Origin of the sequence: Jannaschia formosa (genome assembly GCF_003340555.1) — a bacterium.
In the GTDB taxonomy this organism is placed as follows: Bacteria; Pseudomonadota; Alphaproteobacteria; order Rhodobacterales; family Rhodobacteraceae; genus Jannaschia; species Jannaschia formosa.
The window spans coordinates 241,471-255,589 of record NZ_QPLJ01000003.1; the positions used below are offsets into that span (position 1 = coordinate 241,471).

The window sequence follows — 14,119 nt, forward strand, 5'->3', positions numbered from 1 at the left end:
GTGCCGACAGACGACCGGAGCCGGGCCAACGTGCTCGAGATCGACGACCTGCACGTCGCCTTCCAGACGACCGGCGGCCCCGTCCACGCGGTCAACGGCCTGTCTCTGCGCCTGCCCGAGCGCGGCACGCTGGCCATCGTCGGCGAAAGCGGGTCGGGCAAGTCCCAGACCGCCTTCGCCGTCATGGGCCTGCTCGCCCGCAACGGGCGGGCCGAGGGCTCCGTCCGCCTCGCCGGGCAGGAGGTGCTGAACCTGCCCGAGGCGAAGCTCAACCGGCTGCGGGCGCGAAAGGTGGCCATGGTCTTCCAGGACCCGATGACCTCGCTCAACCCCTATATGCGCGTGGGCGAGCAGCTGGCCGAGGTGCTGGTCCTGCACGAGGGGCTGTCGAAGCGCGACGCCCTCACCCGCTCGGCCGAGATGCTCGACGCCGTGCGCATTTCCGACGCGCGCGGGCGGCTCGGCCAGTATCCGCACGAGTTCTCGGGCGGCATGCGCCAGCGTGTGATGATCGCGATGGCGCTGCTCTGCCGTCCCGCCCTCCTGATCGCGGACGAGCCGACGACGGCGCTCGACGTCACGGTGCAGGCGCAGATCATGACCCTGCTGGAGGACGTGCGGGAGGAGTTCGGCACCGCCCTCCTTCTGATCACCCACGACATGGGGCTCGTGGCCGAGGCCTGCGCCGAGACCATCGTCCTCTATGGCGGCCGGGTGATGGAGCAGGGGCCGACCGAGGCGCTGTTCGACGACCCGACCCATCCCTACACCGCCGGGCTGCTGGCCGCCGTGCCCCGGCTCGACGCCGAGGGGGACGAGATGCGCGCCATTCCCGGCGATCCCCCGGACATGAGCCGCCTGCCGCCCGGCTGCCCCTTCGCCCCGCGCTGTCCGCTGGTCATGGATGTCTGCCGCACCGTGCAGCCCCCGCTCGCGCCCCATGGGCCGCAGCGCCGCGCCTGCCATGCCGATCCGGAGGCCGTCGGATGACCCTGCTCTCGGTCCGCGACCTGTCGGTCACCTTCGACGTGCCCCGCCGCGGCGCGATGCCCTGGGCGCCGCCGCTCAGGCTGCACGCCGTCTCGAACATGTCCTTCGACCTTGCCGCGGGCGAGACGCTGGGCATCGTCGGCGAGAGCGGGTCGGGCAAGTCCACCCTCGCCCGCGCCGTGATCGGCACCGTGCCGATGTCCGGCGGCGAGGTCCTGTGGGAGGGCAAGCCGCTCTCGGGCATGTCCCCGACCGAGCGCCGGGGCCTGCGCGCCCAGATGCAGATGGTGTTCCAGGACCCGCTCGCCGCGCTGAACCCGCGCATGACCGTGGGCGAGATCATCGCCGAGCCGCTCCGCACCCATCGCGACGTCCCGCGGCGGGAGGCCCGGCTGCGCGCGCAGGAGATGATGGAGCGGGTGGGCCTGCTCCCGAACCTCGTGAACCGCTACCCGCACGAGTTCTCGGGCGGCCAGTGCCAGCGCATCGGCATCGCCCGCGCCCTGATCCTGGAGCCGCGGCTTCTCGTCTGCGACGAGCCGGTCTCGGCGCTCGACGTCTCGGTGCAGGCGCAGGTCGTGAACCTTCTGCGCCGGCTCGGGCGCGAGATGGGGCTGGCGATGATCTTCATCGCCCATGACCTTGCAGTGGTCCGGCAGGTCTCGGACCGGGTGATGGTCATGTATCTCGGCCGCCGGATGGAGGAGGGCCCGGCCCGCGCCGTCACCGACGCGCCGCTGCACCCCTATACCCGCGCCCTGATCGACAGCGTGCCGGTCCCCGACCCGCGTGCGCCGCGCCGCGCCCGCGCGATCCGGGGCGAGCTGCCCTCGCCGCTCAACCCGCCTTCGGGCTGCGTCTTCCACCCGCGCTGCCCGCGCGCCCACCCCGACTGCTCCGAGGGCCGGCCGCCGGTCCTGCGCCCCACCCCGGGCCGCGCCGTCGCCTGCCCCTATCACGAAGGGACGGACTGACCCGCGACCCACAGGGGCGGAGGGGCCTGCGAGGCCGGTCCGGGTCCCCGGCTTCAGGCAATCTGCTCCAGCTGCTCCTTCGACAGGTCGCCCGGGACGATCGTGATCGGGACCGGCAGCGTGCCGGCCGACTTGGCGAGTTGCGTGACCAGCGGGCCGGGGCCCTTCTTGTCGGGCGCGGCGCCCAGCACCAGCACGCCGATCTCGGGGTCCTCTCGGACCTGGGCCAGGATCTCGTCGACCGGCTCGCCCTCGCGGATCACCAGATGCGGCTCCAGCCCGTGCTTGTCGCGCATCCATTTGGCGAAGACCTCGAAATGGGCGACGATGCGCTCCCGCGCCTCCTCGCGCATGATGTCGCCGACGCCGATCCAGTGGTTGAACTCGTCCGGCGGGATGACCGAGAGAACCTCGATCCCGCCGCCGGTATGCTGGGCGCGCAGCGCGGCGAAGCGCATCGCGTTGAGGCATTCTCGGCTGTCGTCCAGGACGACGAGGAACTTGCGCATGGGGCCTCCGGCGGCAGTTCAAGCCCGGCGACCATGGCCCCTGCGCCGGAACCTGTCCAGACGGTTGCGCCTTGCGGCGCCCGGGGAGGGGGGCTCTGCCCCCCGTCGCCTCCGGCGACTCCCCCCGGAGTATTTCCGGCCACAGGAAGGGATCAGTCGAGCATCCGGCGCCAGAGCAGCGCCCCCGCGCGGGTCGCGAGCAGGATCGCGAGCTGCGTCGCGGTGAGCCAGACCAGCGCGAGCGTCGCGGCGGCTGTGCGGCTGAGGCGCAGGGTCGCGCGGAAGGCGCGGGACTTGCCCAGCACCGCCATCACCTGCGGCGTGCGCGGGCCCGCCGCCTCGGCCAGGCGGGCGAGCCGGGCAGCGTCCTCCGGCCCGTCCACATGGCGCAGCAGGCGCAGCGCCTCGGGGGTGGAGGTGGCGCGGCGCACGGCCTCCATCTCGCGGGCCAGCGCGCCGATGCGGGCGAGGCGGGCGGTGTCGGTGACGTCCTCCAGCCGGGCGGTGCCGCGCAGGTAGCCGGGCAGCGCCGCCCAGCGGACCGGCAGGTCGAGCTGCCGGGCCAGGGCCGGCGACAGGCTGCCCATCCGCCGCGCCATCCGCAGAAGCCCCGCCCCCGCCTTGACCGAGGCGGAGCTTCCGCCCGAGGCCAGGACCGCCGCCGTCGCCCCGAGCCCCAGCAGCGCGAGCCCCGCATCGACGCGGTCGACCTCCTCTCCCGCGCCCCAGGCGAGCCCGGCGCGGCGGAGCGCGTTGAGGTCGCCCAGCGGCGACAGCTCGAACGGGACGGCGCAGGCGGCGAGCAGCCGGACGCTTTCGCAGCGCGCCGTGTCGGCCATGCAGGCGCCGCACCCGGCGGCCTGCGCCAGGGGGCTGTCGGCGCGGGCGACGAGGGTTTCGGCCGGGTCGCGGTAGATCGGGCGGCCCAACTCGTCGGCCAGCGACAGGAACATCGCGGCCCGCTCCGAATCGCCCTCGGCAACCGCTCCGTCCAGGGCGGATTGCAGCCATTCGGCCGTCGCGACGCGCGCGACCCGGGCCTCCAGTGCCAGGGCCAGCTCGGTCGTGCTGCGGTCCACGAAGGGCCGGGCGAGCGGGTTGGTGGAGAGCATCCAGCCGGTCGCCGCCGCCGTCGCCAGCAGCGGCAGCGCCCGCAGCGCGCCGATCAGGCCGACAGCGCCCAGTCCCAATAGAGCTCCCGCACGCGGCGGGCGACGGGGCCGACCTGGTACTGGCGGTGGTCGAAGGCCACGACCGGCGTGACCTTGGTCAGGTTGCCGGAGAGGAACACCTCGTCGGCGTCGCGGAAGTCGTCGAAGGTGAGAACCGTCTCGTGGACCCGCGTGCCGTCGGCGGCGAGATTGGCGATGTGGCGGGCGCGGGTGATGCCCGACAGGAAGGTGCCGTTGGCGATCGGGGTGAAGACCTCGCCGTCCTTGACCATGAACACGTTGGAGGTGGCGCTTTCGGCCACGTTCCCCATCGCGTCGGCGACCAGCGCGTTGCCGAAGCCCCTGGCCTGCGCCTCGGCCAGCATCCGCGCGTTGTTCGGGTAGAGGCAGCCCGCCTTGGCGTCGCAGACGGCGTCCTCCAGCACGGGGCGGCGGTAGCGGGTGGTGGTCAGCGTCGTCGTCTTGTCGGCACCGTACATCGGCACCTCCTCGAGGCAGATCGCGAAGCCGGTTTCCTCCTTCGAGGGCACGAGGCCCAGTTCGCTGCCATGGATGCCCCAATACATCGGGCGGATGTAGATGGCGGCCTCGGGCGCGAAACCCTCCAGCCCCTCGTGGATCAGCTCGACCATGCGCGCGGGCTCGACCGTGGGCTTCAGCATCAGCGCCTCGGCGGAGCGGTTCACGCGGGCGCAGTGCCTGTCGAGATCGGGGGTCACGCCCTCGAATCGGCGGGCGCCGTCGAAGACCGAACTTCCCTGCCAGCTGCCGTGATCTGCGGCGCGCATGACCGGCACGTCTCCGTCATGCCAGGTGCCGTCGAAATAGGTCCTGATCGTCTTTCCGAATGCCATCCGCGCGGCCTCCCTGTCGTCGCGGCGACCCTATGGCCCCGGCGCGGCGGGGGCAATGTCGGCCCGCCCCCTTGCGTCGCCCGTGCCGCCATCCGACCTTGCGGGTCATGGACCCCTACCGGCCCCTCGACGACGACGCCCGCGCGCTGGCCCGCACCCTGCTGGAGGGGGCGGGCTTCGGCGCGCTGGGCACGCTTCGGGACGGCGCGCCGATGGTCACGCGGGCGGGGTGCCTCTGGATCAGCGGCACAGGGATGGTGCTGCTGCTCTCGGACCTGTCGGACCACGCGCAGGCGCTGGCCGCCGACCCGGTCTGCTCGCTTCTGGTCGGAGAGCCGGGAGCGAAGGGCGATCCGCTGACCCATCCGCGCCTGACGCTGATCGGGCGGGCCGAGGCCGCCGACAAGGCGGCGCTGCGCGACACCTATCTGGCGGCGCGGCCCAAGGCGGGCCTCTACTACGATTTCACCGATTTCCGGCTGGTGCGGATCGCGCCCGCCGAGGCGATGCTGAACGGCGGCTTCGGCAAGGCCTATCGCCTCGCCCCCGCCGACCTTTCCGCGCTGTGAGGGTGGCGGTGGTGCTGGGCGCGGCGGTGCGCCCGGACGGGACTGCCTCGCCGGCGTTCCGGCTGCGGGTGGCGCATGCGGTGTCGCTCTGGCGGGGGGGCGAGGTCGCGGCGATCTGCGTCGCCGGCGGGCAAGGCGCCCATGGCGAGGCCGAGGGCATCGTCGGTTGCCGCCTCGCCGTCGGGATGGGCGTCCCCCCGGAGGCGCTGCTGGCCGAGACGGAGTCCCGGAACACGGTCGAGAACCTCACCTTCGCCGCCCGGATGCTGGAGGGGCGGCCGATGGTGCTCGTCTCCAGTCGCTGGCACCTGCCGCGCGCCCGCCTCGCGGCGGCGCTGCTGGGCCTGGCGGTCGAGACGTCGGGACCGGCAGGCACCATGTCCCGGCGCCGGACGGCGCGCGCGGTCCTGCGCGAGGCGCTGGCCGTGCCGGCAACTGTGGCGAAGGCGCTGCGCGCCCGCTGAGGCGGGCCGCCGGCCGGGTCCGGTCGAGGCGCGACCGCCCCGGCCGTCCGGCGGCCGAGGCGGTCTTCGTCATCCGTGAGTGATGGCGGGCGGCGTGCAACCCCTCGAACCCGCTGTCCCCCAGCTTGCGACGACACTCATTAAAGAAAGGTTAAGCGGCGCGCTTTCAAGAGGCGGCGCGCAACGCGCCCCGGCCGCGCGCCGCGAGCCGCAGGCCCAGCGCCAGCCATGCCCGGTCGGGCGGGTTCCAGAGCCGATCCAGCGCCGCTTCCCCGTCGATCCAGACCGCCCGATGCCCCGGCTCCGACGGCGGCCCGAGCAGGGGGCCGGGCGTGCCGAGATAGATCGTGCAGAGCTTCTCGGCGTGGATCTCGTACTCGTCCATGAAGGTGAACCGCCGGTAGGCGCCCAGCCGGACCAGCCCGCCGCAACGATGGCCCGTCTCCTCCAGCACCTCGCGATGAAGCGCGGGCAGAACCGCCTCGCCCGGGTCGATCCCGCCGCCGGGAAGCTGCAGCTCGACCCGGCCCGGCATCTGCTGCTCGGTCAGCAGGACCTTGCCCGCGCGGACCAGCACGGCATAGGCGCCGGGGCGCAGGCGGTAGCGCGTGGCGCGGCGCGGCGGCCGGCCCTGTCGGGCGAGCATGGCGGGCATGACCTCCGGTCAGGTCGGCGGCGGGCCGGGGGTTGGAGAGGCCGCGGCCTCCGACTATATGCCGCCCGTATGCAAGCCGGCTCCGCGCCGCGCAAGACCGCCAACGCCGGCCTCCGGCCGGAGAAAACTCCCACAGCCGGCCTGCGGCCGGAGAAGACTCCCATAGCCGGCCTCCGGCCGGACAAGCAGGGACATCCCGCCATGACCGAGACCGCCACGACCCTTCTCTGGGACGACACCGTATTGCCCTTCCAGCTCGACGCCTCCGACATCCGGGGCCGCGTCGCGCGGCTGGACGGGGTGCTGGAACAGGTGCTGGCCCAGCACGACTACCCGCCCGCCATCGAAGCGCTGGTGGCCGAGATGTCCCTGCTGACCGCGCTGATCGGGCAGACCATCGACCTGCGCTGGAAGCTGTCGCTGCAGGTCCGCGGCGACGGCCCTGCCCGCCTGATCGCGACCGACTACTACGGCCCCACCGACGAGGGCGCGCCCGCGCGCATCCGGGCCTATGCCAGCTACGACCAGGACCGCCAGGCCGAGATGACCCTGGGCGGTGCCGCCCCCTTCGACCTGATCGGCAAGGGCTATTTCGCCGTGCTCCTCGACCAGGGGCCGGACACCGTGCCCTATCAGGGGATCACGCCGATCGCGGGCGGCTCGCTCTCGTCCTGCGCAGAGACCTACTTCGCGCAGTCCGAACAGCTGCCGACCCGCTTCTCGCTGGCCTATGGCCGCTCGACCCTGCCCGGTCAGGGAGAGAACTGGCGCGCGGGCGGGGTGATGCTGCAGCACATGCCCAAGAAGGGCATGCACGTCACCGGCGACGCCTCCGGCGAGGGCGGCCTGCTGACCGCCGGCGACGTGCTGGACGCGGATGAGGGCGAAAACTGGAACCGCGCCAACATCCTGCTCGACACCACCGACGAGATGGAGCTGATCGGCCCCTCCGTCGCGCCCACGGACCTGCTGCTGCGGCTCTTCCACGAGGAGGGACCGCGCGTCTTCGACCCGCAGCCAGTGCGCTTCGGCTGTTCCTGCGGGCCCGACAAGGTGCGCCAGTCGCTGTCGATCTACTCGGCCAAGGACATCGCGACGATGACCACGGACGAGGGCACGGTGACGGCGGACTGCCAGTTCTGCGGCGCCCATTACGTCTTCGACCCCGAGACGCTGGGCTTCGAGGCGACGAAGGACCCGCATGACGCCTGACGCGCTGCGCGCCGCGCTGGACCATTCCGGCGCGGCGTCTTCCGATTTCGACCTGAACCCCGACGTGATCCTGCCGGGGCGCCGCGTGCTGCGCGACGCCGCCGTGCTGGTCGCCTTCCAGCAGGCCCCCGACGGCCTGCGCCTGCTGCTGACCAAGCGGTCCTCCCGGCTGCGCCACCACCCCGGTCAGATCGCCTTCCCGGGTGGCAAGATGGATGCGGGCGAGACGCCCGAACAGGCCGCCCTGCGCGAGGCTGCCGAAGAGGTCGGTCTGCCCGGCGCCGACGTCCTGGGCCGCCTTCCATCGCACGAGACGGTGACCGGCTTCACCGTCACCCCTGTGCTGGCGCTGATCGAGCCCTTCGCCCCCGTGCCCGAGCCGGGCGAGGTCGAGGAGGTCTTCTCCGTCCCCGCCGCGCATGTGCTCGACCCCGCGCGCTTCGCCGTCGAGGAGCGACGCTGGCGCGGGCAGTGGCGCCGCTACTACGCGGTGCCCTATGGTCCCTACTACATCTGGGGGGCGACCGCGCGCATCCTGCGCGGGCTCGCCGACAGGATCGGGGCGGAGCAGGGGCATGACGATCACCGATGACTGGCTGACCGCCGCGCCGACGCAGGCGGTGATGGGCATGCTGGAGGCCGGCGGCCACCGTGCCCTGGCCGTGGGCGGCTGCGTGCGCAACGCGCTGCTGGGCGCGCCGGTCTCCGACATCGACATCGCCACCGACGCCCGGCCCGAGCGGGTGATCGAGCTGGCGAAGGCCGCCGGCTTGAAGCCGGTGCCGACCGGCATCGACCACGGCACCGTCACCGTCGTCGCCCACGGCGCCCCGCATGAGGTGACCACCTTCCGCCGCGACGTGGACACCGACGGCCGCCACGCCACCGTCGCCTTCACCGACCGGGTGGTCGAGGACGCGGCCCGCCGCGACTTCACGATGAACGCACTCTATGCGGGCCGCGACGGGACACTCGTCGATCCGCTGGGCGGGTTGCCGGACCTCAGGGCCCGGCATGTGCGCTTCATCCGCGACCCCGAGGCGCGCATCCGCGAGGACTATCTCCGCATCCTGCGCTTCTTCCGCTTCACCGCCTGGTATGGCGACCCGTCCCACGGGCTCGACGCCGAGGGCCTCGCCGCCTGCGCGGCCGAGGCCGAGGGCCTCTCGCGGCTCAGCGCCGAGCGCATCGGCCACGAGATGCGCAAGCTTCTCGCCGCGCCCGACCCGGCCCCGGTGGTCGCCGCGATGGCGCAGGCGGGCATCCTCGCGCGGGTCATGCCCGGCGCCGACCCTTCGGCGCTCGCCCCCGCCGTCCATCTCGGCCTCGCCGACTGGATCGCCCGCGCCGCCGCGCTGGGCGGCGACACCGGGGGCTGGCGGCTGTCGAAGGCCGAGGCGAGGGAGCTCGATGCGCTCGCCACCGCCGCCCGCGATGGCACCCGCCCCTTCGCGCTGGGCGACGCGCTCGGATCGCGCGGCGCCGACGCCGTTCGCCTGCGCGCCGCGCTGACGGGCGTGGCCCCCGACCCGCAGGACCTCGCCCTGGCCGAGCGGGGCGCCACCGCGACCTTCCCGCTCAAGGCCGCCGACCTGATGCCCGACCTGACCGGCCCCGCCCTCGGACAGGCTCTCGCCGCCGCCCGCACGGCCTGGAGCGCCGGCGACGGCCGCCCCTCGCGCGAAGAGTTGGTCGACCTCGCCCTCTCGACCTCCGGGTCCGGCTGATCCGCCCGCGCGCAAGCGCGCCCCCGGATCGGAACCGCTCGACGCACGCCTCGACCGCTCCCGGCGAGGGGCATCCCCCACCACAGCCTCTCGCGCCGCCGCGGGAACCCCGCATTCCGCCCCGCGTTCCTCCCCTGCGAGGTGCCCCATGTCGAGATTGCTGCGAACCGTCCTCTTCCTCCTGCTGACCGCCCTCGCCGGGCAGGCCGTCGCGCAGACCGCCCTCCGGCTCTCGGCCCCCTTCGACCCTGGCCTCCTGAGCCGCGACGAGCTGCGCACCCTGCAGGCGGCCCTCGCCGTCGAGGGCAGCTACGATGCCCTGCTCGACGGCGCCTGGGGCCGCGGCAGCCAGAGCGCGCTGGAAGATTGGGTCCGGACCTCCAGTGCCGGGGGCACGCCGACCTGGCGCGACGTGCGCGCCCTGGTGCGCCGCTTTCAGGCCGAGCATGACGTTAACGGCTGGACCCCGGTCCGGCATCCCGACAGCCGGCTCTCGCATCTGCGCCCCGACCGGCTCCTGCGGCAGAGCGCGGATGGCGACGAGACCCGCTTCGTGTCCGAGGACGGCGGCCTCGCCATCGTCACGCGGCGGGGCGGGCTGCGGCCGACCGACCTGCACGAGGCGTTCCTTGCCGACGCCGCGCAGGGCGCGCAGCCCTATCGCGTCCGCGAGGAGGACCGCATCATCACCTCGGCCCGGATGCGGGGCGGGCGCCATGTCTATGTCCGCTCCGACCGGGAGCTCGGCATCTGGATCACCCATATCCTGCTCTCCGACGAGGCCAATCGCGGGCGGCTCGGCCTGATCGCGTCGAGCTTCCGCCGCGGCCCGATGGAGGATGTCGACCCCGCGAACGACCCGGTGCTGGGCACGCTGATCGCCGAGACCGGACTCCCCCTGCCCGAAGTCGCGTCCCCCGCGCCCTCCAATGATGGGGGCGACCCGCTGGAGGCGCTTCTGGCAGGCGTGCTCGAACGGGCCCTCGACGAGCTGACCGAGCGCGAGGCGGAGCCGCGCCAGCCCGCCGCCGCGCCGCCGCCCCCCGACCGGCCCGCCCCTCCGCGCGCGGCCTCCGGCTTCTACGTCAACACCACCGACATTGTCACCAGCGCCGATATCGCGACGCGCTGCGACGGGGTCCGGATCGCGGGTGGCCGGGACGTCTCGCTGCTGACGGTCGACCGAGACCGCGGCATCGCGATCTTCGAGGGGCCGGGTCCGATGCGCCGCTTCCTGCCGCTCTCCGCCCGCGGGACGGAGGCCGGCGCCGAGGTGACGACCGCCTCGCGCCGCCCGCAGGGCAGCGGGCTGCAGACCTTCGGCGGGCAGGTCGTCGCGGCGCGCGGCGCGGACCGCGACGGCGGCTGGATCGAGCATGACCTCGGCGCCCCCCGCGCCGGAGAGCTGGGCGCGCCGCTGCTCGACCGCGACGGCGCCGTCCTAGCCATCTGGCTGGACGACCGCCGCGCCGCCACCCGCGCCCCCTCCGCCGGCGCCCTCGCCCGCGCATTCCAGGTCGCGGGCGTCCCCTTCCTCAGCGGCACAGGCGGCCTCGACGCCTCCGACCGGGCGGGCGAAGCGGTCGTCTCGCTGGTCTGCGCGCGCTGACGGCGCCGCGCGTAGGAGCCAAGGGCTCCCCATCGAACGCCCTGCGGACCATCGCTGCCGATCGGATCGGTCGGGGCCGCGCCGTGCAGCGTCTGGACAGAACCGGACCCTCTGCTAGCGTCATGCCATGCGGCTCATCCTCGTCCTCGTCTCGGTCCTTCTCTGCGCCGTTCCTGCGGGGGCACAGGACCGCACCTTCGATGCCGGTCTTCTCACGAGGGAGGATGCGCGGCTGCTTCAGGCGGCCCTCTCCTTTCGTGGAGACTATGTCGGCCGAATCGACGGGGCCTGGGGCGCGCGGAGCGGAGGCGCCTTGACCGCCGCCGCCGGGCGGGACCCGACCGAGGCTGCCGTGCTGGCGACCCTGCTGCCGTTCCTCGAGGATTTCGAGGCCGCGGAGTGGACTCCGTTCAATCCCTCCGGGACATCCGCGTTGCTGCCGAACCGGGTCCTGCTGGCGGACGAAGGGCCCGACTTCTACGAGCTGCACACCCCCGACCGAGCTCTCGTCGTCCGCTACATCTTCCGGCCGGGCAGCGAGACCGGCGCCATGCACGACTGGCTGGAGGCCGCGCATGTCGGGCCGAAGCCGTTCTATCGCGCCGACACCTCCGACGCCTTCATAAGCGGTGGGGCGATCTCGTCCGGAAAGGAGGTCTACCTCCGCACGATCCGCAAGGCGGGCGTCTTCGAGACCGTCCTCGTCCAATGGGACCCCTCGCAGGCCGGGCGCGCCCGCGTCATCGTCGCGAGCCTCTCGAACGGCTGGGTCGATCCCCTCTCCTTCCCGGAAGCCGGCTACCTGGCCCTGATCCTCGCCCGGATGGACGCGGGGGACCCCGCTCCGGACGCGGTCTCTTCCGATGCAGGACCGGCTGGGCGCAGCGGCCGGATCGGAACCGGAACGGGGTTCTACGTGACCGACACGGACGTCGTGACCGGCGCCCATGTCGTCGAAGGCTGCGACCGCCTGTCCCTGCCTGACGGCTCCGGGCTGCTCGTCATCCGCAGCGATGCGGGGACCGACCTCGCCGTCCTGCGTGCGGCCAGGCGGTCGGCCCATTGGCTCGACCTCTCGACCGGAGGCTCGGACCGGCTCGGCGCGCCGGTCGTGGCGCTGGGCTTTCCCTATGCCGGACTCTTCGAGCAGGGCCTCAGCGCGACGCGCGGCAATATCAGCGCCCTTCGCGGGATCGACGGCTCAGAGGACGAACTGACGATGACGGCGCCGGTCCAACCCGGCAATAGCGGCGGCCCGCTGCTCGACGGGCAGGGACGGGTCGTCGGGGTCGTGAGCTATCGGGCCTCCGAGGAATTCACGCGGGAGAGGTCCGGGACGGTCGCGCAGAACCTCAACGGCGGGACCCGGCTGAAGCCGTTGCGCCAGTTCCTTGGCGCGGCCGGCGTCCGCCTTCCCCCGCCATCGGCGGACACCAGGGACACCTCGAACGGGCTGCCCGACGCGCTGATCCGCGCAGTCGTCCTGATCGAATGCCACGCCGCGCGCTAGGCGCGGAACGTCCGACGCGGATCACCCGTCGGTCCGACGCGGATCACCCATGAAATCCGCCCGACAGTTTAGAACCGTTCCAAGTTCTTGACGGAAGCCTGCCGGAGGCGCACATAGAGGTCCAACCCGGAGGCGCCGATGTTCATCCAGACCGAGACCACCCCGAATCCCGCGACGCTCAAGTTCCTGCCCGGCCAGTCCGTGCTCGACCAGGGCACCGCCGACTTCCCCGACGCCGAGTCCGCCGCCCCCTCGCCGCTGGCCCGGCGCCTGTTCGACATCCCGGGCGTGACCGGCGTGTTCCTCGGTCACGACTTCGTGACCGTGACCAAGGCGGACGCGACCGAGTGGGACCACGTGAAGCCGGCCATCCTCGGCGGAATCATGGAACATTTCCAGTCGGGTGCCCCCGCCATCGAGGGCGAGGCCCAGGCCGCCCACGGCGCCCATCACGACGAGGCGGACAGCGCCATCGTCGGCCAGATCACCGAGCTTCTGGACACCCGCGTCCGCCCCGCCGTCGCGCAGGACGGCGGCGACATCACCTTCCACGGCTTCGACCGGGGCGTGGTCTACCTTCAGATGAAGGGCGCCTGCGCGGGCTGCCCCTCCTCGACGATGACGCTGAAGATGGGCATCGAGAACCTGCTCCGGCACTACATCCCCGAAGTGCTGGAGGTCCGGCCCGTCGGCCTGTGACCCTCACCCTCGGCTTCGACACCTCGGCCGCGCATTGCGCGGCCGCTCTCGTCTCGGGCGACCGCGTGCTGGCCGTCTGCGTGGAGGAGATGCGCAAGGGCCAGGCGGAGCGGCTGATGCCGCTGCTGGAGGAGGTGCTGGCCGAGGCCGGCGTCGCCTGGACCGACCTGACCGCTCTGGGCGTCGGCACGGGGCCCGGCAACTTCACGGGCACGCGGATCGCGGTCGCGGCGGCGCGAGGACTGGCGCTGGGGCTCGACATCCCGGCCGAGGGCGTCGGCGCGGTCGAGGCGCTGGCGCAGGGCCGTGAGGTGACGGTCTGCCTGCCCGCCCCGCGGGATGCGGTGCATGTCGGCTGGGGCGCCTCCCTGCTGACGCTCGCTCCCGAAGAGGCGCCGCCGCCGGACTGGCCTGCCGATCTCACCGGCCCGGCTGCCGGAGAGCTGGCCGCCCGGCTCGGCCGCGCCTGTCTGCCCGCGCCACCGCTGGCCGCGGGCGTCGCCCGCATCGCCGCGGCCCGCGCCGCCCCGGGCCGCGCCCGGCCGGCGCCGATCTACCTTCGGCCTGCCGACGCGGCGCCCGCCTCGGACCCGCCGCCGCGCCTGCTGTGACGGTGCCCGTTGACCCGGCGGCGCCGGTCTCTACGGTGGGTCAGGATGGAATGGCCCGGATCGCATGGCCCAGGCAGTGACTCTCGCCGCACTCCACGCGACAGCGTTCGACGGCGCCTCGCGCTGGTCTGCCGCCGCGTTCCGCGCGGCGCTGGCGGATCGCCACTGCTTCCTGACCGAGGAGGGCGATGGGCCGGACGGGTTCGTCCTCGGGCGCACCGTGGCCGACGAGGCGGAGCTTCTGACGCTGGTCGTGGCCGCCCCGGCACGGCGCCGGGGACTGGGCCGCCGGCTGGTCGCCGCCTTCGAGGCGGAGGCCAGGGCCCGCGGCGCCGAGGCCGCCTTCCTCGAGGTCTCGGCCGACAACCCGGCCGCCCGCGCGCTCTATGAAGGCACCGGCTGGCGGCTGGTCGGGCAGCGAACCGGCTATTACGACGGCATCGACGCGCTCGCCATGCGCAAGGACTTCTGACCGCACGTCCCGGACAGCGGTTTCGGCTTGAACCCGTATTGCGATTGCGGCCTTATCGCCCACATGACTTGCACGGTCGGGGGGCCGCTGCG

At 73.4% G+C, this 14,119-nt stretch carries 16 protein-coding genes; 12 read left to right on the top strand and 4 right to left on the bottom strand.

Annotation, left to right across the window (positions count from 1 at the left end; all coding sequences use genetic code 11):
- Both DR046_RS05540 and DR046_RS05545 read left to right on the top strand, forming a co-directional pair.
- A complete protein-coding gene (locus DR046_RS05540; protein ID WP_245190811.1) occupies nucleotides 1–990 on the top strand; it encodes an oligopeptide/dipeptide ABC transporter ATP-binding protein in 990 nt (329 codons plus the stop codon).
- Nucleotides 987–1,964 (top strand): ABC transporter ATP-binding protein, encoded by a 978-nt coding sequence (locus DR046_RS05545; protein WP_115380799.1) that lies wholly within the window; start codon nucleotides 987–989, stop codon nucleotides 1,962–1,964. Before DR046_RS05540 ends, DR046_RS05545 begins: the two co-directional genes overlap by 4 nt.
- Nucleotides 1,965–2,017: 53 nt before the next feature.
- On the opposite strand, the gene DR046_RS05550 is transcribed toward DR046_RS05545, so the two are convergent.
- From DR046_RS05550 to DR046_RS05560, 3 genes are all read right to left on the bottom strand, one after another.
- Complete coding sequence (locus DR046_RS05550) at nucleotides 2,018–2,473, bottom strand: universal stress protein (protein ID WP_115380800.1); 456 nt, start codon at nucleotides 2,471–2,473, stop codon at nucleotides 2,018–2,020.
- 152 nt (nucleotides 2,474–2,625) lie between these two features.
- Nucleotides 2,626–3,663 (bottom strand): hypothetical protein, encoded by a 1,038-nt coding sequence (locus DR046_RS05555; RefSeq protein ID WP_115380801.1) that lies wholly within the window; start codon nucleotides 3,661–3,663, stop codon nucleotides 2,626–2,628.
- Nucleotides 3,639–4,499, bottom strand: coding sequence for a branched-chain amino acid aminotransferase (locus DR046_RS05560; protein WP_115380802.1), 861 nt, complete (start codon nucleotides 4,497–4,499; stop codon nucleotides 3,639–3,641). The genes DR046_RS05555 and DR046_RS05560 overlap by 25 nt, the downstream gene beginning before the upstream one ends.
- A gap of 107 nt (nucleotides 4,500–4,606) precedes the next feature.
- Between DR046_RS05560 and DR046_RS05565 the strand changes: the two genes are divergently transcribed.
- Together DR046_RS05565 and DR046_RS05570 are read left to right on the top strand one after the other, a co-directional pair.
- Complete coding sequence (locus tag DR046_RS05565) at nucleotides 4,607–5,068, top strand: HugZ family pyridoxamine 5'-phosphate oxidase (RefSeq protein WP_245190812.1); 462 nt, start codon at nucleotides 4,607–4,609, stop codon at nucleotides 5,066–5,068.
- A gap of 2 nt (nucleotides 5,069–5,070) precedes the next feature.
- Complete coding sequence (locus DR046_RS05570; protein WP_115380804.1) at nucleotides 5,071–5,532, top strand: YdcF family protein; 462 nt, start codon at nucleotides 5,071–5,073, stop codon at nucleotides 5,530–5,532.
- A 166-nt stretch (nucleotides 5,533–5,698) separates the two neighbouring features.
- Here DR046_RS05570 and DR046_RS05575 read toward each other — a convergent pair whose 3' ends face one another.
- Nucleotides 5,699–6,178, bottom strand: a complete 480-nt coding sequence (locus DR046_RS05575; protein WP_115380873.1) for an NUDIX domain-containing protein — start codon at nucleotides 6,176–6,178, stop codon at nucleotides 5,699–5,701.
- A 210-nt stretch (nucleotides 6,179–6,388) separates the two neighbouring features.
- Here DR046_RS05575 and hslO point away from each other — a divergent pair, with 210 nt between their 5' ends.
- From hslO to DR046_RS05615, 8 genes are all read left to right on the top strand, one after another.
- The gene (gene hslO, locus DR046_RS05580) at nucleotides 6,389–7,399 is read left to right on the top strand and encodes an Hsp33 family molecular chaperone HslO (protein ID WP_115380875.1); all 1,011 of its coding nucleotides are present in this window, start codon (nucleotides 6,389–6,391) and stop codon (nucleotides 7,397–7,399) included.
- A complete protein-coding gene (locus tag DR046_RS05585; protein WP_115380805.1) occupies nucleotides 7,389–7,991 on the top strand; it encodes an NUDIX hydrolase in 603 nt (200 codons plus the stop codon). The genes hslO and DR046_RS05585 overlap by 11 nt, the downstream gene beginning before the upstream one ends.
- The gene (locus DR046_RS05590; protein ID WP_115380806.1) at nucleotides 7,975–9,126 is read left to right on the top strand and encodes a CCA tRNA nucleotidyltransferase; all 1,152 of its coding nucleotides are present in this window, start codon (nucleotides 7,975–7,977) and stop codon (nucleotides 9,124–9,126) included. Before DR046_RS05585 ends, DR046_RS05590 begins: the two co-directional genes overlap by 17 nt.
- Before the next feature lie 148 nt (nucleotides 9,127–9,274).
- Nucleotides 9,275–10,735, top strand: coding sequence for a S1 family peptidase (locus DR046_RS05595; protein WP_115380807.1), 1,461 nt, complete (start codon nucleotides 9,275–9,277; stop codon nucleotides 10,733–10,735).
- A gap of 127 nt (nucleotides 10,736–10,862) precedes the next feature.
- Nucleotides 10,863–12,245 carry a S1C family serine protease gene (locus DR046_RS05600; RefSeq protein ID WP_115380808.1) on the top strand — a complete coding sequence of 461 codons (1,383 nt, stop codon included), beginning with the start codon at nucleotides 10,863–10,865 and terminating at the stop codon, nucleotides 12,243–12,245.
- 138 nt (nucleotides 12,246–12,383) lie between these two features.
- Complete coding sequence (locus DR046_RS05605; RefSeq protein ID WP_115380809.1) at nucleotides 12,384–12,944, top strand: NifU family protein; 561 nt, start codon at nucleotides 12,384–12,386, stop codon at nucleotides 12,942–12,944.
- Nucleotides 12,941–13,555, top strand: coding sequence for a tRNA (adenosine(37)-N6)-threonylcarbamoyltransferase complex dimerization subunit type 1 TsaB (gene tsaB, locus DR046_RS05610; protein WP_115380810.1), 615 nt, complete (start codon nucleotides 12,941–12,943; stop codon nucleotides 13,553–13,555). Before DR046_RS05605 ends, tsaB begins: the two co-directional genes overlap by 4 nt.
- A gap of 64 nt (nucleotides 13,556–13,619) precedes the next feature.
- Complete coding sequence (locus tag DR046_RS05615) at nucleotides 13,620–14,027, top strand: GNAT family N-acetyltransferase (protein WP_115380811.1); 408 nt, start codon at nucleotides 13,620–13,622, stop codon at nucleotides 14,025–14,027.
- The last annotated feature ends 92 nt before the right edge of the window (nucleotides 14,028–14,119 follow it).